This window comes from Pseudomonas sp. EA_65y_Pfl2_P78, assembly GCF_963970495.1.
In the GTDB taxonomy this organism is placed as follows: domain Bacteria; phylum Pseudomonadota; class Gammaproteobacteria; order Pseudomonadales; family Pseudomonadaceae; genus Aquipseudomonas; species Aquipseudomonas baetica_A.
The window spans coordinates 74,223-90,495 of record NZ_CAXAON010000011.1 but is presented as its reverse complement, the minus strand read 5'-3'; the positions used below and the strand labels follow the sequence as shown (position 1 = coordinate 90,495).

The window sequence follows — 16,273 nt, the reverse complement described above, 5'->3', positions numbered from 1 at the left end:
TGCAATCAGTCAGACTGATAAGACGCCACCAGGCATTCCTTGGCGCTTTTTTTGAGCTTTTTGATCAACCGCTCCTGGCGCAACGCATCGCTTTTATCGCGGCACAGCTCGGTATAAACCAGCGCCATGGCCGGGCTGGAGAGGAAGAATCGCGCGCCTTTGCCACTCTGATGCTTGGCAAAACGGCGCACGGGATCATCGCTGATCCCGCAATACAACGAACCATTGGCGGCGCGCACGAGGTAGACGAACCAGGACTTGCTCACCGGCTCGCCAACATCGACAGATTTTTCGCTAAGGTTGGTCACTTTGGGATTTAGGCGTGTAGAAAACAGGCGGCGATCTTATCAGCGACCAGCCTGAAATGCCTTCAGTCCCTTCAGCGCCTGGGCGCGCACGGCGTTGCGCACCAGCGGCGTCCAGCCCAGCAGCAAGCCTTTGAAGCCCAGCGCCTGACGTGACCAGCGCCACAGGTCGAAGTGGTCGTGGTGTTCGCAGATCTTGCCGTCGCGAAATACGAAGCGCGCCTGGATATCGTTGACCACGACATTGCCGGTCTGGCTGAACAGGTAGGTCGCGACCCAGTGCGCGCCACCGCTGCGCTCATCGGCGCGAACGTTGTCGAAGGTCAGGGAGAAGTCTTTGGCCCGCGTGGTGAGCATGCGCCACATGTCGCCGGCATCGCGCCCGCGCAGTTCGCCGAAGGCCGGATCGCTGAACACGACGTCATCGGTGTAACACGCGGCCATGGCGTCGGCATCGAGGTTCTCAAAGGCCTGGTAGAACCGGGTGATCAGCGCGGCGTGGGCTTCACTCATGGGCAAACTCCAAAAAATGGACAGATTGCCAGTACGATAATCCGCAAAGTGCGCAAACACTATCGGCATTCGTAAACCGAATACCCGCAGCACACAAAACCTATGTGCGAGCCTGCTCGGTTCCACATTTGAAATCAGCGCATTCAGATTTTTTCGCTTGTGACCTGAACGTACAACGCACGACCGGCCCCCAGGCCGGCGAGGATCGCGCCACAGCCAATGATGCCGAAGATCCAGCCCAACGCATTCCAGCCGCCGGTCCAGTCATGCACCACACCGACCGCGAACGGCCCCATCGACGCCAGCGTGTAGCCGAAGCCCTGGGACATGCTCGACAGATTCGCCGCTACATGAGCATCCCGCGAGCGCAACACAATCAACGTCAACGCCAGACTGAACGTACCGCCCTGCCCCAGCCCCAGTAGAATCGCCCAGCCCCACAGGCCTTCGATCGGTGCATACAGGCAACCGAACAAACCGCCGAGGGTCAGCGCCATCACCACCACGATGGCCAGACGCTGATCCTTGCCACGGGTCGCCAGCCAGGGCGCGGCCAGCGAACTGGCGAGCTGGATGATCACCGAGCCGGACAGCACCAGGCCGGCCTGAGTCGGTGTCAGCCCACGACCGATGAGGATCGAGGGCAACCAGCCGAAAACGATGTAGGCCAGCGACGATTGCAGGCCCATGTACAAAGTCACCTGCCAGGCCAGCGGGTCACGCAGCAAACCACGCACGCGGTAGGCGACGTTATGCGCACCGTGTTTGCGCCCGACTTGCGGCAACCAGAAGACCGCGGCGACCAGCGCCGGAATGACCCAAAAGCCCAGGCCCATGGTCCAGTTGTGACCCAAGTGTTCGCTCAGCGGCACGCTCGAACCTGCCGCCATTGCTGCGCCCAGGCACAAGGCCATGGTGTAGACACCGGTCATGGTGCCGGCGTGTTTGGCGAAGTCGCGTTTGACGATGCCTGGCAGCAAAACGCCGATGATGCCGATGCTGGCGCCGCCCAATACGCTGCCGGCGAACAAGCCGATCTCGCCAAAGTTGCTGCGCAAAATGATCCCGCCAGCCAGTGTCAGCAGAATCCCCAGCACCACCCGTTCTGCACCAAAACGCCGCGCCAGAATCGGTGCCAGCGGTGCAAACAATCCGAGGCAGAGCACCGGCAGCGTGGTCAGCAAACCCGCCTGCGCCGCCGACAGCCCGAGGCTTTTGGAAACATCGCTGAGCAACGGTGCCATGCTCGACAGCGCCGGGCGCAGGTTCAGCGCCACCAGAATCAAGCCCAGCAGCAACAGCCACGGCCGACGTACCAGGGGGTGGCTTTGTTGCACCTGCTCGTCATCGGCCTCGGCGTCGATCAGCAGCTCTTCAAGTTCGGCTGTTCGCTTGGGAGCGGACAGGTTTATTTCGCTTTCAAGATTCATTGATCAACTGCCTCGATATGGCTTTGGCCCGCTCCGGGTCACGTCGCTCGACCGCATCGAGCAATTCGATGTGCAGATCGAACACTTCCTGACGACGCGGGGAGATGTTCAGGGTCTGGCGCAATTGCGCGCCGACGATGCTGGAAAAATAGCGATACAGCTCGCTGAGGGTCGGGTTGTGCGCGGCGTCCACCAGCCGACGATGGAACACCAGATCGCAGGCAATGTAGGTATCGAGATCGCCGTGGTAATGGCTGCCGCTGGTGCCAAGCGCCTCGCGCAATGCGACGAGGTCTTCGTCGCTGCGGCGCAACGCCGCCAGACCAATGGCCTCGACCTCAAGGATGTGCCGGGTTTCCCGGGCCTGCTCCAGTGAGCAGCGCGACAGCGCCTTGAGCGTGTCCATCGGGTCGACCACCGCGCGCAAATAACTGCCGTCGCCCTGACGGATTTCGATCAGCCCGGAAAACGCCAGAACGCGCATGGCTTCACGCACGGTGTTACGACTGATGCCCAGTTCGGCGCACAGCTCAGGTTCGGTGGGCAGACGCTCACCGACCTGCCAGACGCCGCTATTGATGCGCTGACGCAACTGATCCAAGGCCTGATCAACCAGGGATCGTTTAATGAGTGGAGAAATGTCTGACATAGGATTCGCCCTTTCATCCAATCATGGGATGAATTTTCTGACATGTTAGTCAGACTCATGTAGGACGGCAACCGCCTAGGGTCAATCGGAGACACATGAAGCGGTATTTTCGATTGGTGAAAATTACCCTTTAAGGGTAATTTTAGGGACAGGGTTTTGCTTTCTTATGGAAAAGAACACACCCCATTACGACGTGGCGGTGATTAAGGCGGATGTCGTGCGACGCGGCAAAGAAGCCTTCACCCGACGCGCGCTGGAGACTGGCAGGGAAATGGGCATGTCATATGAATCAATGACGCATATCGTCTGCTCGCTTGAGCGGCGCATGCTTTACAAATCCATGACGTCCTACGCCAACCATCGCAACTGGCACGATCACACCTCGTTTCGTGGTTTGGAGATTTACATCAAAGTGACTTACTGCTCTGGCGGTGGGCCCCCGGGAATCTCCTTCAAGGAGAAAAACACATGAGCAAAAGACCGTGCATCAGTTGCGGCACCGAAGACGGAATGAGTCATTTTCGAAATCGCAGTCTCACCGTCAATTACAAACAGTTTTCGCGGCTCGTGCACACTCTTGCCGGTTGGGAGTGCAGGGCTTGCGGTGAAATCATTTTTGACAACGACACCGACAGCGCTGAACGCTACGTGGATGCCGGGGATCGTTTGCTCGAAGACTCCCTTCGACTTATTGGCACCGAGATGAAACGCATCCGACTTAAGCTTCATCTCACCCAAAAGAACGCGGTGAAGTTGTTATCGGGTGGAGGACACAATGCATTTTCACGCTACGAGCGGGGCGAGCTTGCTCCTCCTCAACCGCTGCTCACCTTGATGCAACTACTGGATCGCCACCCGCATTTGTTGGCCGACGTACAGGCAGTCAATCAAGGTAACGATCTCAAGCAGCTAATGGCTGCGCGTTACCCAGAACACGAACCTGTATTGACCTCCTGACCCCGGACAAAATAAACCCGGAACTCAATCCGGGTTTAATTCAATGCCTGGACTCGATCAATGCAAAATCTGACTCAAGAACAGCTTCGTCCGCTCATTCTGCGGATTATCGAAGAAGTCGTTCGGCGCAGCCTGCTCTACGATCTCGCCCTTGTCCATGAAGATCACGCGATTGGCCACGGTACGGGCGAAGCCCATTTCATGGGTCACGCAGAGCATGGTCATGCCGTCTTCGGCGAGGCCGATCATGGTATCCAGAACTTCTTTCACCATCTCTGGATCGAGCGCCGAGGTCGGTTCGTCGAACAGCATGATTTTCGGCTTCATGCACAGGGCGCGGGCGATCGCCACACGCTGCTGCTGACCGCCGGACAATTGCCCCGGAAATTTATGCGCCTGTTCCGGAATGCGTACGCGCTCCAGATAATGCATGGCGATTTCTTCGGCCTTGCGCTTGGGCATCTTGCGTACCCACATCGGCGCCAGGGTGCAGTTCTGCAAAATGGTCAGGTGCGGGAACAGGTTGAAGTGCTGAAACACCATGCCGACTTCACGGCGGATCGCTTCGATTTGCTTGAGGTCGTTGGTCAGCTCTACGCCATCGACAACAATGCGGCCCTGCTGGTGTTCTTCCAGGCGATTGAGGCAACGAATGGTGGTCGACTTGCCGGAACCCGACGGGCCGCACAGGACGATACGCTCGCCCTGCTTGACGTTGAGGTTGATGTCCTTGAGCACGTGGAACTGGCCGTACCACTTGTTGACGCCCTGCATCTGAATGATGCCTTCAGGGCTCACAGGCTTTTTGCTTGCTTCAGTCATTACACAACTCCTAACGCTTGTGGCCAGTGTCGAGCTTGCGTTCCAGGTGCATGGAATAGCGCGACATACCAAAACAGAAAATCCAGAACACCAGGGCGGCGAACACGTAGCCTTCGGTGGCCATGCCCAGCCATTTTGGATCGGCAGCGGCTTGCTTGACGCTGTTGAGCAGGTCAAAGAGGCCGATGATGATCACAAGGCTGGTGTCCTTGAACAGCGCGATGAAGGTGTTGACGATCCCGGGAATCACCATTTTCAGGGCTTGGGGCAGGATCACCAGGCCCATCGCCCGCCAATAACCGAGGCCCATCGCCGAAGCGGCTTCGTACTGACCTTTGGGGATCGCTTGCAGACCGCCGCGCACCACTTCAGCGACATAGGCTGACTGGAACAGGATCACGCCGATCAGCGCCCGCAGCAGCTTGTCGAAGTTCATGCCTTCAGGCAGGAACAGCGGCAGCATCACCGAAGACATGAACAGCACCGTGATCAACGGCACGCCGCGCCAGAACTCGATGAAGGTCACGCAGACCACACGAATCGCCGGCATGTTCGAACGACGGCCCAGTGCCAGAATGATCCCCAGTGGCAACGCACCGGCAATACCGACGGTGGCGATCACCAACGTCAGCATCAGACCACCCCATTTAGGCGTCGGGACGTTGATCAGGCCGAAGAGTCCGCCGTGCAGCAGAAAGTAGGCAATGATCGGGTACAACACCAGAAAGCTCAGCCCGTACACCGCTTTACGCGGAAAACGCGAGATGAACAGCGGTGCCGCGCCAATGACCGCCAGCCATACGGTCAGATCCACCCGCCAGCGCAAGGCCGTCGGGTAATAGCCATACATGAACTGGCCAAAACGCTGCTGAATGAACACCCAGCAGGCGCCGTCCTTGGTGCAATCGGCGCGAGTGGTGCCGACCCAATTGGCATCGAGAATCGCCCAACTGAGAATCGGAGGAACCACCAGATAGATCAGATAGAACGCAAACAGGGTCAGCAGGGTGTTGAGCCAGCTGGAGAACATGTTCGCGCGCATCCATGCAATCACACCGATGCTACTGCTCGGTGGAGGCATGTCGGGTTTGAAAGTATGAGTACTCATGCGCTTTTCCTTACCGCTCGATCAGCGCAATGCGCTTGTTGTACCAGTTCATCAGCAGGGAAATGCTGATACTGATCGCCAGGTACACGCTCATGGTGATGGCAATGACTTCGATCGCCTGACCGGTCTGGTTGAGCACGGTGCCGGCGAACAGCGAAACCATTTCCGGATAACCGATACCGGCCGCCAGCGAGGAGTTCTTCGCCAGGTTCAGGTATTGGCTGGTCAGCGGTGGAATGATCACGCGCAAAGCCTGCGGGATAATCACCTTGCGCAGGGTTGGGCCGTTTCGCAAACCCAGAGAGTGCGCCGCTTCGGTTTGCCCGTGGCTGACAGAGGCGATACCCGACCGCACGATCTCGGCAATAAAGGCCGCCGTGTAGACCGTCAGGGCCAGGGTCAAGGCCAGCAGTTCCGGAATAAGCACCCAGCCATCGACAAAGTTGAAACCTTGCAGGTGGGGGAATTCCCAACGCAGCGGCGCGCCGAAGATCAGTGCACACAACGCAGGAATCACAAAGAACAGCGCCACCCCGGCCCAGAACTTGTGGAACGGCACACCGGTTGCTTCAAAGCGCTTGTTGGCCCAGCGGCACATCAGCACAACAGCAACGATGGCCACGACGACGCTGACCACAAACGGCCAGAACCCGTCCGCCGCCAACGCCGCGGGCATATTCAAGCCGCGACTGCTGACAAAGAAGGTGTCACCGAAGTTATGACTGTTGCGCGGCCCTGGCATGGTCAGAAACACCGCGAAGTACCAGAACAGGATTTGCAGCAGCGGTGGGATGTTACGGAAAACCTCAACGTAAACTGTCGCCAGCTTGTTGATGATCCAGTTCTTGGACAGCCGCGACACACCGATGATGAAGCCCAGGATTGTCGCCAGGATCACGCCGATGATGGTCACCAGCAAGGTGTTGAGCAGGCCGATGACAAAGACCCGGGCATAGCTGTCCGATTCTGTGTAGTCGATCAGGTGTTGTGCGATGCCGAACCCGGCACTGCGTTCCAGAAAGCTGAAACCGGAAGTAATGCCCCGGTGTTGAAGGTTGGTTTGCGTGTTATCGAACAGATACCAACCCATACTGACCACCGCGATAACCGTGATGATCTGAAACAGCCACGCACGCACACGTGGATCGCTGAGGCTGAACCTCTGCTTTGGTGCGCCGATTGAATTTTGCATGAAGTGCCCCGCAAAGAATGGAACAGAACATCACCCGGTGGTTGGCCCACCGGGTGATAGAACCATCAGCGCACTGGTGGTGCGTATTGAATGCCGCCGTTGGTCCACAGGGCATTCAGGCCGCGGTCGATTTCCAGCGGAGTGCTCTTGCCGAGGTTTTTCTCGAAGATCTCGCCGTAGTTACCGACTTGCTTGACGATTTGCACGACCCAGTCTTTGGGCAGTTTCAGGTCTTTGCCGTATTCACCGTCAGCGCCCAGCAGACGGGCAACGTCCGGGTTCTTGGTGGATTTGGCTTCGGCTTCAACGTTTTTCGAAGTGATGCCGGCCTCTTCAGCGTTGAGCATTGCATAGCCAACCCAACGAACGATGGCCAGCCACTCGTCGTCACCGTTACGCACGACCGGACCCAGAGGCTCTTTGGAAATGGTTTCCGGCAGAACTACGTAATCCTTCGGCGAGGCCAGCTTGGTGCGTTGTGCATACAGCTGCGACTTGTCGGAAGTCAGCACGTCGCAACGACCGGATTCCAGCGATTTGGCGCTTTCATCGGAGGTGTCGAAAGTGATCGGGGTGTACTTCAGGCCATTGCCACGGAAGTAATCGGAAACGTTCAATTCGGTGGTGGTACCGGCTTGAATACAGATGGTCGCACCGTCCAGTTCCTTGGCACTTTTCACGCCCAGCTTCTTGTTAACCAGGAAGCCGACACCGTCGTAATAAGTGATGAAGCCAGGAAACTTCAAGCCCATGCCGGCATCACGCGAGCTGGTCATGGTGGTGTTGCGCGACAGAACGTCAATCTCGCCGGATTGCAGCGCGGTGAAGCGCTCCTTGGCATTCAACTGGCTGAACTTGACCTTGGTCGCGTCGCCGAAAACAGCAGCGGCCACAGCGCGGCAGACGTCAGCGTCGATCCCGAGGATCTTGCCGGTAGAGTCCGGCACCGAGAAGCCCGGCAGACCGTCACTCACGCCACACTGCACGAAACCTTTCTTCTGCACGGCATCCAGCGTTGCACCCGCCTGAGCGAACCCGCTGACGCCGAGAACCGTTGCTGCAGTCACGATCGCCAGAGTGGATTTCAACATCTTCATTCAAACCTCCAGTTTTGCTCTTGTTGTGTCGGAGCTTGAGTCCTGTCGCACCCTTTTGAGGCGTTGTTGACCCGTGTTGGCTTTTTTGGGGTCAACCGACGTATGACCTTCGCTATGAGTCTAGTAGGAGAAAATCCACATCATGGACAACTCACTTCTCACCAGTCGGCCGAACGGGCTGTAGCCCTTTCACGTTCGCTAAGCCCGAAGCGGCCATTGGCGAACATCCATCACCGGATTCTTTGCTATCCCGTCATCAGGCGTTCACTGATAGTGTTACCGCCAGGCGCGAGATCGATTGCACGACTACCTCAAAGCAAAGCCCGTACCACACCGGCCGCTGAAGCGATTGAGCGACAGGTCAATAGCAAAACTTGCAGCCTTGCGACATATTCTTAACAGATAAACCGGGCGCGCACGCAAATCGCGCACTCAATGAGAGCGCCCGCACACAATTGGAGCAGCCATGACCGAGCCCTTGATTCTTCAGCCTGTTAAGCCCGCAGACGCCTGCGTGATCTGGCTGCACGGCCTCGGCGCCGATCGCTATGACTTCCTGCCGGTGGCTGAAGCGTTGCAGGAAAGCCTCTTGAGCACGCGTTTCGTGCTGCCTCAGGCGCCGACCCGGCCCGTTACCATTAATGGTGGATATGCCATGCCGAGCTGGTACGACATCAAAGCCATGAGCCCGGCGCGAGCGATCGACCGCGATGAACTGGAAGCCTCTGCCGAAGACATTATCGAGTTGATAGAAAGCGAGCGAGCCAGCGGAATAGACGCCTCGCGAATTTTTCTTGCCGGTTTTTCCCAGGGCGGCGCCGTGGTTTTACACACCGCGTTTTTGAAATGGCAGGGCCCATTGGGCGGGGTGCTGGCGCTGTCGACGTATGCGCCAACGTTCAGCGATGCACTGGAGTTGTCCGCCAGCCAGCAGCGCATCCCGGCGCTTTGCCTGCACGGTCAATTCGACGGTGTGGTGCAGAACTCGATGGGGCGTAGCGCATTTGAGTATTTAAAGCAGCATGGTGTCACCGTGACATGGCAGGAATACCCAATGGAGCACGAAGTGTTACCCGAAGAAATTCGCGACATCGGCGTCTGGTTGAGCGAACGTCTGCGCTGATTTTGCGCGCAAGCCCTGCCCTTTGATCATCCCACTACGCCGCGCCCGATTCTTGCATTACACTGGCCGGCGTACATTCCTTAACCAATTGATGAGATGACCGTGCTCAAAGCACTCAAGAAAATGTTCGGTAAAAGCGAGGCTGAGCAGCTCGCGCCAGTTCCCAGTGCGCCCTCGAGCGCCCCCGGTCATCGCGCCGATGCGCCTGCGGCCGACCGCCATGCTTTTGTAGCGGCAGCCAAGCAAGCGTCAAAACCTGCCCCGACCGTACCCGTTGCCGCAACGCCGGCAATGAGCGAAACGCCGAAACCGGCCAAACCGCGTCGCGAGCCCAAGCCCAAGGCACCGGTCATCCCGTGGAAACTCGAAGACTTCGCCGTCGAGCCACAGGAAGGCAAAACCCGCTTCCACGATTTCAAGCTGTCCCCGGAACTGATGCACGCCATCCAGGACCTGGGCTTCCCGTATTGCACGCCGATTCAGGCGCAAGTGCTGGGCTTCACCCTCGCAGGCAAAGACGCCATCGGTCGCGCGCAGACCGGCACCGGCAAGACGGCCGCGTTTTTGATCTCGATCATCACTCAGCTGTTGCAGACGCCGCCGCCGAAAGAGCGCTACATGGGCGAACCCCGCGCGCTGATCATCGCGCCGACCCGCGAGCTGGTGGTGCAGATCGCCAAGGACGCCGCCGACCTGACCAAATACACCGGTCTGAACGTGATGACGTTTGTGGGCGGCATGGATTTCGACAAGCAACTCAAACACCTCGAAGCGCGCCATTGCGACATTCTCGTCGCCACACCGGGCCGTCTGCTTGACTTCAACCAGCGCGGCGACGTGCACCTGGACATGGTCGAAGTGATGGTGCTGGACGAAGCCGACCGCATGCTCGACATGGGCTTCATCCCGCAAGTACGCCAGATCATTCGCCAGACGCCACCGAAAAGCGAACGCCAGACGCTGCTGTTCTCCGCGACCTTCACCGAAGACGTGATGAACCTGGCCAAGCAGTGGACCACCGACCCGTCCATCGTCGAGATCGAGTCGCAGAACGTCGCCAACGAAAACGTCGAACAGCACATTTATGCCGTGGCCGGCGCCGACAAGTACAAACTGCTCTTCAACCTGGTCAACGATAACGGCTGGGAACGCGTGATCGTGTTCGCCAACCGCAAGGACGAAGTACGCCGCATCGAAGAACGCCTGGTGCGTGATGGCATCAACGCCGCGCAACTGTCCGGCGACGTGCCGCAGCACAAACGCATCAAGACGCTGGAAGGCTTTCGCGAAGGCAAGATTCGCGTGCTGGTGGCCACCGATGTTGCCGGTCGCGGCATCCACATCGACGGTATCAGCCATGTGATCAACTTCACCCTGCCGGAAGTGCCGGACGACTACGTGCACCGCATCGGCCGTACCGGTCGTGCTGGCGCCGATGGTGTGTCGATCAGCTTCGCCGGCGAGGACGACTCCTATCAATTGCCGTCCATCGAAGAAAAACTGGGCCGCAAGATCAGTTGTGAAACGCCGCCAACGCATCTGTTGCGCGCCGTTGAGCGCAAGCGTCCACAGTAAGCGACGCCATAAAAGAAGCGCAGCCGGTAACGGACTGCGCTTTTTTTTCGCCTGATTTTTTTCAACAGGCGCTTGCTAGGCAGAACTAAAAGTCCATAATGGACAAATTAGTTTAACTCTTGTCTCCGGAGCCAGATATGTCCAGTACGCCTTACGTGATCGACCAAGCCCAGGCTCAGGAACTGCTGGCCCGCATCGATGTACCGCAGATTCTGCGCAAGCTGTTCCGCGATCTCGCTGCTGGCCATGCGGTGCAACCGGCCCAGCAACGGGTGGAATTCGCGCAGGGCGCCGGAGACTTCATCAACTATCTGGGCGTGCTGGCCGAGGACGGTGTGTACGGCGTGAAGACGTCGCCGTACATCGTCCACGAGCAAGGGCCGCTGGTCACGGCGTGGACGCTGCTGATGTCGATGAAAACCGGTCAACCGTTGCTGCTTTGCGATGCCGGTCAACTGACCACCGCACGCACGGCCGCGACCACCGCTGTCGCCGTCGATGCGCTCGCCCCGCTGGATGCGCGGCGTCTGGCGATTATCGGCAGCGGTAAGGTCGCCCAGGCGCATCTGCATGACGTCAAATCGTTGCGCGACTGGCAGAGTATCAGCTTTTACTCGCCGAGCCTGCGTGAAGATCCTGAAACACAGGCCGTGTTGAAAGCCCTTGCCCCAAGCCTGAAGATCGCCGACAACCGTGAAGCCGCCATCGCCGATGCGGACGTGATCATGCTGTGCACCTCGTCCGCAGGCCCCGTGATCGACCCGGCAACCTTGAGCAAACCGGCGCTGATCACCTCGATCAGCACCAACGCCCCGCGCGCCCATGAAATACCGCCGCAGAGCCTCAACGACATGCAGGTGTTCTGCGACTATCGACTGACCACGCCAGACTCGGCGGGTGAGATGTTGATTGCCGCTGAACAGCATGGCTGGGACAAGGATTCGATCATCGGCGATCTGGCAGATCTGCTGAGTGAAAAAGTGCAGCGCCCCGGTTACGAACGTCACGTATTTTTCCGTTCAATCGGCCTGGGTCTGGAAGATATCGCCGTGGCCAATGCGGTTTACCACCTGCAGCACTGACACCTCGCCTCTCTGTGGGAGCGGGCTTGCTCGCGAAGAGGGAGTATCAGGCACCGTTGGTGTCGTCTGACACACCGCTTTCGCGAGCAAGCCCGCGCCCACAGGGAAATCGTCGAACTTCCCGATATTGCGCCTTACTGGAGACATTCATGAGCCAGGCAGATTTCATCATCATCGGCGGCGGGATTGCCGGCGCCTCCACCGGTTTCTGGCTATCGCCGCATGCCAAAGTGATTGTGCTGGAACGTGAATCGCACCCGGCCTATCACTCCACCGGACGCTCCGCGGCGCTGTTCACCGCCGCTTACGGCACACCGCAAGTACGCGCTCTGACGCAAGCCAGCCGCGCATTCTTCGACCACCCGCCCGCCGGTTTCTGCGAGCACCCATTGCTCACGCCACGCGGCGAAATGACCGTGGATTTCACCGGTGACGCCGCCGAACTGAGCAACCAGTACCTGAGCGCAAAAGCGACAGTGCCGCAGATGCAACTGCTCAGCGCCGACGAAGCGTGTGCACGGCTGCCGATCCTGCGCCGAGAAAAAGTCCACGGCGCGATCTACGATCCGAGCGCCAGCGACATTGATACTGACGCATTGCATCAGGGCTATCTGCGCGGTATCCGCCGGAACAATGGCGAAGTGCACACCGATTGCGAAGTGCTCAGTCAGAACCGCGATGCCGATGGCCTCTGGCAAGTGCAAACCCAGGATCAGACGTTCAGCGCGCCAGTGATCATCAACGCCGCCGGTGCCTGGGCCGACAAGATCGGCGAACTGGCCGGGGCAAAACCGCTGGGCCTGCAACCGAAGCGCCGCGCCGCGTTCATCTTTGCCGGTCCCGAAGGCGTCGACATTCATCACTGGCCCATGCTGGTCAGCCTCGACGAATCCTTCTACATGAAACCCGACGCCGGGATGTTTCTCGGCTCGCCAGCCAATGCCGACCCGGTCGAACCCCACGATGTACAGCCGGAAGAACTGGACATTGCCATGGGCATCTACCAGATCGAAGAAGCGACCACCCTGACCATCCGCCGACCGACCCGCACCTGGGCCGGACTGCGCAGCTTCGTCGCCGACGGCGACCTGATCAGTGGCTTCGATCAGCAAGTACCGGGGCTGTTCTGGGTCGCGGCGCAAGGCGGTTACGGCATTCAGACTTCACCGGCGATGGGTCAGGCCAGTGCGGCGCTGGTGCGCGGTCAGCCACTGCCTGAGCATCTGCACCAGTTCGGTCTGAGCAGCGCCATGCTCTCCCCTGCCCGGCTGTCTGAGCAACACCCCGGATGACGCGCTCCACCGATTCCGGCAAACTCGCAGCGCCTCCTGTTTACGGGGGCGCTGACGCTGCCTGGAGCTCCACTGTCATGACCGCCAACGAACTCGATCCGGCACTGGATAACTTCCGCGCCATCGCCGACGCCATCGCCACCCTGTTCTTCCCGCACGCCGAAGTGGTGCTGCACGACCTGCGCACGCAGAAAGTCGACTACATCGCCAACAACCTGTCGAAACGGGAAATCGGCGACGATTCATCACTGGAGGACATGCTCAGCGAGGAGGTCAGCGAGCGCAATATTGGCCCGTACGAAAAGTTGAATTGGGACGGTCAAAAAATTCGCAGCCTGAGTACCGTGCTGCGTGACAGCGAAGGCCATCCGCAGGCGGTGCTGTGCATCAATCTGAATATTTCGTTGTTCGAGAACGCCAAGGCCGCGCTGGACCTGTTTCTGTCGCCGAGCAAACTGATCCCGCAACCAGACTCATTGTTTCGCGATGACTGGCAGGAGCGCATCAACACCTTCCTGCACGCCTGGCTGCGCGAACGGCAACTGAGCCTGAATCTGCTGACCCGCGATCACAAGCGAGAACTGGTGCTGGCACTGCACGCCGAAGGCGCGTTCAAGGGCAAGAGCGCCTCGAACTACGTGGCCAATGTGCTGAACATGGGGCGGGCGACGGTGTACAAGCATTTGAAGGAATTGAAGGGCTAAAGATTTGCAGAGACCGTAGCGGCCTTTTCGCGAGCAAGCTTGCCCCCACAGTGACCGAGCCGTACACAGGTTTCATGTACGACGCAATCACTGTGGGAGGCGGCTTGCTCCCGAAGGCGGATGATCAGTCGCCGTAGATATCGGACTTGAAATACTTCTCGGAAATCTTCTGATATTCGCCACTGGCGCGAATCCCGTCGATCGCGCTGTTCAACTCGCTGACCAATTCCTTATTGCCCTTGCGCACCGCAATCCCCGCGCCTTCGCCGACGTACTTCGGATCCTTCAACTCAGGCCCGACAAACGCATACCCCTTGCCACGCGGCATCGACAGAAAGTCATTCAGTGGAATGGTGTCAGCAAAAATCGCATCGAGGCGCCCGGCCGCCAGGTCCATGTAGATTTCTTCGTTGTTGCTGTAGCGCTTGACGTTGATGCCCTTGGGTTCAAACACCTCGGTCGCGTAACGGTCGGTGGTGGTTGCGCGCTGCACGCCGACGTTTTTGCCCTTGAGGCTGGCGTACTGGTCATCGACCGTGGCGCCTTCCTTCATCACCAGACGCGATGACGTGAAGTAGTACTTGTGGCTGAAATCCACCGATTTTTTGCGATCTTCGTTAATGGTCATGGACGACAGCGCCATGTCGATTTTCTTCACCTTCAGGGAAGGAATCAGACCGTCGAACTCACCTTCGACCCACACGCACTTGGCCTTCATCTGCGCACACAGGGCGTTACCGATGTCGTAGTCGAAACCAACGATTTCACCTTTGTCGGTTTTCGAGGCGAAGGGCGGGTAAGCGGCTTCGATGCCGATGCGCAGGGTTTTCTCGGCAGCGAATACGTTGCTGCACGCCAGCAGGCTGAACGCCAGACCGGTGATGAGGGGGAGCTTCTTCATATTCGTTCTCTCGCGGGTTGTTGTTGGTTTGGCAAGACAGAAGAAAGAATTGAAACAGGGGAATGCCTTTTTTGTACTTATAATTCCATACTGGACTTAAATGTATACATCGTCAATCGGGTGTGCGCAGATCGTAGCGGCCGGTGGTCGGGTGATTCAGGATGTTTATACGGTGAGACTGAGGGCCTTTTCGCGAGCAAGCCCGCTCCCACAAAGGAACGCATTCCAATGTGGGAGCGGGCTTGCTCGCGAAGACTGACTTGAGGGTGACGCCGGTTTTAAACCTTCCAGCGATCTGCGGCGGCATGATCGCTGTCACGCCCCTCAACCCAACGTGGTCCGTCGCTGGTGTTTTCTTTCTTCCAGAACGGCGCACGGGTTTTGAGGTAGTCCATGACAAAGGCGCAAGCATCGAACGCGGCTTCACGGTGGGCGCTGGCGGCGCCGACGAACACAATCGGTTCACCCGGTTCCAGAGCACCAATGCGGTGCAGCACCTCCAGCTTCAACAACGGCCAGCGCTGTTCGGCTTCGACGGCAATTTTGCCAAGGGCCTTTTCGGTCATGCCCGGATAGTGTTCGAGGAACATCCCCGCTACATCCAGCCCATCATTGAAGTCGCGCACGTAGCCGACAAAACTCACCACGGCCCCGACCCCGACATTGGCCGCGTGCATCGCATTGACTTCAGCGCCCGGATCGAACGGCGTGGCCTGCACGCGAATCGCCATGGTTCAGCCTCCGGTCACGGTGGGAAAGAACGCCACTTCGTCACCCTCGGCCACCGGTTCGTCGAGCTGGCAGAGGTCTTCGTTGCGCGCACACATGAGGTTCTGCTCGCCCAGCACGTCGGCGCCGTCACGCTGGACCAACAACGCACGCACGTCATCGACCGTGGCGAAATCACCTTCGACCTGCAGTGAGTCCATACCCAGCGCTTCACGGTATCGGGCAAAAAACTTTACGGTCAGGTTCATGGCTGCTCCGCCTGGAAATGCCCGCTCTTGCCGCCGACTTTCTCCAGCAAGCGCACGCTTTCGATGGTCATGCCGCGATCCACGGCTTTACACATGTCGTAGATGGTCAGGGCGGCGACGCTGGCAGCGGTCAGCGCTTCCATCTCCACACCGGTCTGGCCCGAGAGCTTGCATCGGGCAACGATACGCACGGCGTCATCGCCCTCAGCGCTGAGCTCGACTTTGACGCCGGTCAGCATCAGCGGGTGGCAAAGGGGAATCAGATCGCTGGTCTTCTTCGCTGCCTGAATGCCGGCAATACGCGCCACGGCGAACACATCACCCTTGGGATGGCCGCCGCTGACGATCATTTGCAGGGTTTCGGGGAGCATGCGCACCAGCGCTTGGGCCGTCGCTTCACGGAACGTCACGGCTTTTTCGGTGACGTCGACCATGTTGGCGCGACCTTGGGAATCGAGATGAGTCAGCACGGGATTACTCCTGATCAGGAGCGGGGATTGTAAACCTGCGAGTCAAATTTCCGCGAGTTTGATTACAGCCACACCG

General features: G+C 58.7%; 19 protein-coding genes. 7 read left to right on the top strand and 12 right to left on the bottom strand.

Translation table 11 applies throughout. The features are described 5' to 3' along the window. Positions 1-5: 5 nt before the first annotated feature. The 4 genes from AACY02_RS11785 to AACY02_RS11770 form a co-directional block, all read right to left on the bottom strand. The gene (locus AACY02_RS11785; protein ID WP_339432091.1) at positions 6-308 is read right to left on the bottom strand and encodes a GIY-YIG nuclease family protein; all 303 of its coding nucleotides are present in this window, start codon (positions 306-308) and stop codon (positions 6-8) included. Between the two features lie 39 nt (positions 309-347). Continuing rightward, positions 348-818 carry a nuclear transport factor 2 family protein gene (locus AACY02_RS11780; protein ID WP_339432090.1) on the bottom strand — a complete coding sequence of 157 codons (471 nt, stop codon included), beginning with the start codon at positions 816-818 and terminating at the stop codon, positions 348-350. A 143-nt stretch (positions 819-961) separates the two neighbouring features. Further along, entirely contained in the window at positions 962-2,248 is a 1,287-nt protein-coding gene (locus AACY02_RS11775) for a CynX/NimT family MFS transporter (protein WP_339432089.1), read from the bottom strand. Continuing rightward, on the bottom strand, positions 2,238-2,897 hold the full coding sequence (locus tag AACY02_RS11770) for a FadR/GntR family transcriptional regulator (protein WP_339432088.1): 660 nt from the start codon (positions 2,895-2,897) through the stop codon (positions 2,238-2,240). The genes AACY02_RS11775 and AACY02_RS11770 overlap by 11 nt, the downstream gene beginning before the upstream one ends. Positions 2,898-3,063: 166 nt before the next feature. Here AACY02_RS11770 and AACY02_RS11765 point away from each other — a divergent pair, with 166 nt between their 5' ends. Then, a complete protein-coding gene (locus AACY02_RS11765; RefSeq protein ID WP_339432087.1) occupies positions 3,064-3,369 on the top strand; it encodes a type II toxin-antitoxin system MqsR family toxin in 306 nt (101 codons plus the stop codon). Next, positions 3,366-3,854, top strand: coding sequence for a type II toxin-antitoxin system MqsA family antitoxin (locus AACY02_RS11760; protein ID WP_339432086.1), 489 nt, complete (start codon positions 3,366-3,368; stop codon positions 3,852-3,854). The genes AACY02_RS11765 and AACY02_RS11760 overlap by 4 nt, the downstream gene beginning before the upstream one ends. Positions 3,855-3,911: 57 nt before the next feature. Here the strand turns inward: AACY02_RS11760 and AACY02_RS11755 are convergent, their stop codons facing one another. From AACY02_RS11755 to AACY02_RS11740, 4 genes are all read right to left on the bottom strand, one after another. Next, positions 3,912-4,676: an amino acid ABC transporter ATP-binding protein gene (locus AACY02_RS11755; protein ID WP_221729932.1), complete on the bottom strand. Its 765-nt coding sequence runs from the start codon at positions 4,674-4,676 to the stop codon at positions 3,912-3,914. Between the two features lie 10 nt (positions 4,677-4,686). Further along, entirely contained in the window at positions 4,687-5,784 is a 1,098-nt protein-coding gene (locus AACY02_RS11750) for an amino acid ABC transporter permease (RefSeq protein ID WP_339432085.1), read from the bottom strand. 10 nt (positions 5,785-5,794) lie between these two features. Continuing rightward, a complete protein-coding gene (locus AACY02_RS11745) occupies positions 5,795-6,976 on the bottom strand; it encodes an amino acid ABC transporter permease (RefSeq protein WP_339432084.1) in 1,182 nt (393 codons plus the stop codon). A 65-nt stretch (positions 6,977-7,041) separates the two neighbouring features. Then, positions 7,042-8,073, bottom strand: coding sequence for an amino acid ABC transporter substrate-binding protein (locus tag AACY02_RS11740; protein WP_221729935.1), 1,032 nt, complete (start codon positions 8,071-8,073; stop codon positions 7,042-7,044). A gap of 466 nt (positions 8,074-8,539) precedes the next feature. On the opposite strand from AACY02_RS11740, the gene AACY02_RS11735 reads away from it, so the two are divergent. The 5 genes from AACY02_RS11735 (at position 8,540) to AACY02_RS11715 (ending at position 13,849) form a co-directional block, all read left to right on the top strand. Then, positions 8,540-9,196 carry an alpha/beta hydrolase gene (locus AACY02_RS11735; protein ID WP_339432083.1) on the top strand — a complete coding sequence of 219 codons (657 nt, stop codon included), beginning with the start codon at positions 8,540-8,542 and terminating at the stop codon, positions 9,194-9,196. 96 nt (positions 9,197-9,292) lie between these two features. Continuing rightward, on the top strand, positions 9,293-10,771 hold the full coding sequence (rhlB, locus tag AACY02_RS11730) for an ATP-dependent RNA helicase RhlB (RefSeq protein ID WP_339432082.1): 1,479 nt from the start codon (positions 9,293-9,295) through the stop codon (positions 10,769-10,771). A 137-nt stretch (positions 10,772-10,908) separates the two neighbouring features. Further along, positions 10,909-11,853, top strand: coding sequence for an ornithine cyclodeaminase family protein (locus tag AACY02_RS11725; RefSeq protein WP_339432081.1), 945 nt, complete (start codon positions 10,909-10,911; stop codon positions 11,851-11,853). A 149-nt stretch (positions 11,854-12,002) separates the two neighbouring features. After that, positions 12,003-13,145, top strand: coding sequence for an NAD(P)/FAD-dependent oxidoreductase (locus AACY02_RS11720; protein WP_339432080.1), 1,143 nt, complete (start codon positions 12,003-12,005; stop codon positions 13,143-13,145). A gap of 77 nt (positions 13,146-13,222) precedes the next feature. Then, positions 13,223-13,849 (top strand): helix-turn-helix transcriptional regulator, encoded by a 627-nt coding sequence (locus AACY02_RS11715; protein ID WP_339432079.1) that lies wholly within the window; start codon positions 13,223-13,225, stop codon positions 13,847-13,849. A gap of 124 nt (positions 13,850-13,973) precedes the next feature. Here AACY02_RS11715 and AACY02_RS11710 read toward each other — a convergent pair whose 3' ends face one another. From AACY02_RS11710 to moaC, 4 genes are all read right to left on the bottom strand, one after another. Next, on the bottom strand, positions 13,974-14,750 hold the full coding sequence (locus AACY02_RS11710) for an ABC transporter substrate-binding protein (protein WP_339432078.1): 777 nt from the start codon (positions 14,748-14,750) through the stop codon (positions 13,974-13,976). A 278-nt stretch (positions 14,751-15,028) separates the two neighbouring features. After that, a complete protein-coding gene (gene moaE, locus AACY02_RS11705; protein ID WP_339432077.1) occupies positions 15,029-15,481 on the bottom strand; it encodes a molybdopterin synthase catalytic subunit MoaE in 453 nt (150 codons plus the stop codon). Between the two features lie 3 nt (positions 15,482-15,484). After that, the gene (locus tag AACY02_RS11700; protein ID WP_339432076.1) at positions 15,485-15,727 is read right to left on the bottom strand and encodes a MoaD/ThiS family protein; all 243 of its coding nucleotides are present in this window, start codon (positions 15,725-15,727) and stop codon (positions 15,485-15,487) included. After that, positions 15,724-16,197 carry a cyclic pyranopterin monophosphate synthase MoaC gene (moaC, locus tag AACY02_RS11695; protein WP_221729944.1) on the bottom strand — a complete coding sequence of 158 codons (474 nt, stop codon included), beginning with the start codon at positions 16,195-16,197 and terminating at the stop codon, positions 15,724-15,726. The genes AACY02_RS11700 and moaC overlap by 4 nt, the downstream gene beginning before the upstream one ends. Positions 16,198-16,273 lie beyond the last annotated feature (76 nt).

Excerpts from the sequence above, each read along its gene's own strand:
- AACY02_RS11780 (WP_339432090.1), bottom strand. The coding sequence starts at position 818 with ATGAGTGAAGCCCACGCCGCGCTGATCACCCGGTTCTACCAGGCCTTT.
- AACY02_RS11775 (WP_339432089.1), bottom strand. The coding sequence starts at position 2,248 with ATGAATCTTGAAAGCGAAATAAACCTGTCCGCTCCCAAGCGAACAGCC.
- AACY02_RS11770 (WP_339432088.1), bottom strand. The coding sequence starts at position 2,897 with ATGTCAGACATTTCTCCACTCATTAAACGATCCCTGGTTGATCAGGCC.
- AACY02_RS11765 (WP_339432087.1), top strand. The coding sequence starts at position 3,064 with ATGGAAAAGAACACACCCCATTACGACGTGGCGGTGATTAAGGCGGAT.
- AACY02_RS11760 (WP_339432086.1), top strand. The coding sequence starts at position 3,366 with ATGAGCAAAAGACCGTGCATCAGTTGCGGCACCGAAGACGGAATGAGT.
- AACY02_RS11755 (WP_221729932.1), bottom strand. The coding sequence starts at position 4,676 with ATGACTGAAGCAAGCAAAAAGCCTGTGAGCCCTGAAGGCATCATTCAG.
- AACY02_RS11750 (WP_339432085.1), bottom strand. The coding sequence starts at position 5,784 with ATGAGTACTCATACTTTCAAACCCGACATGCCTCCACCGAGCAGTAGC.
- AACY02_RS11745 (WP_339432084.1), bottom strand. The coding sequence starts at position 6,976 with ATGCAAAATTCAATCGGCGCACCAAAGCAGAGGTTCAGCCTCAGCGAT.
- AACY02_RS11740 (WP_221729935.1), bottom strand. The coding sequence starts at position 8,073 with ATGAAGATGTTGAAATCCACTCTGGCGATCGTGACTGCAGCAACGGTT.
- AACY02_RS11735 (WP_339432083.1), top strand. The coding sequence starts at position 8,540 with ATGACCGAGCCCTTGATTCTTCAGCCTGTTAAGCCCGCAGACGCCTGC.
- rhlB (WP_339432082.1), top strand. The coding sequence starts at position 9,293 with ATGACCGTGCTCAAAGCACTCAAGAAAATGTTCGGTAAAAGCGAGGCT.
- AACY02_RS11725 (WP_339432081.1), top strand. The coding sequence starts at position 10,909 with ATGTCCAGTACGCCTTACGTGATCGACCAAGCCCAGGCTCAGGAACTG.
- AACY02_RS11720 (WP_339432080.1), top strand. The coding sequence starts at position 12,003 with ATGAGCCAGGCAGATTTCATCATCATCGGCGGCGGGATTGCCGGCGCC.
- AACY02_RS11715 (WP_339432079.1), top strand. The coding sequence starts at position 13,223 with ATGACCGCCAACGAACTCGATCCGGCACTGGATAACTTCCGCGCCATC.
- AACY02_RS11710 (WP_339432078.1), bottom strand. The coding sequence starts at position 14,750 with ATGAAGAAGCTCCCCCTCATCACCGGTCTGGCGTTCAGCCTGCTGGCG.
- moaE (WP_339432077.1), bottom strand. The coding sequence starts at position 15,481 with ATGGCGATTCGCGTGCAGGCCACGCCGTTCGATCCGGGCGCTGAAGTC.
- AACY02_RS11700 (WP_339432076.1), bottom strand. The coding sequence starts at position 15,727 with ATGAACCTGACCGTAAAGTTTTTTGCCCGATACCGTGAAGCGCTGGGT.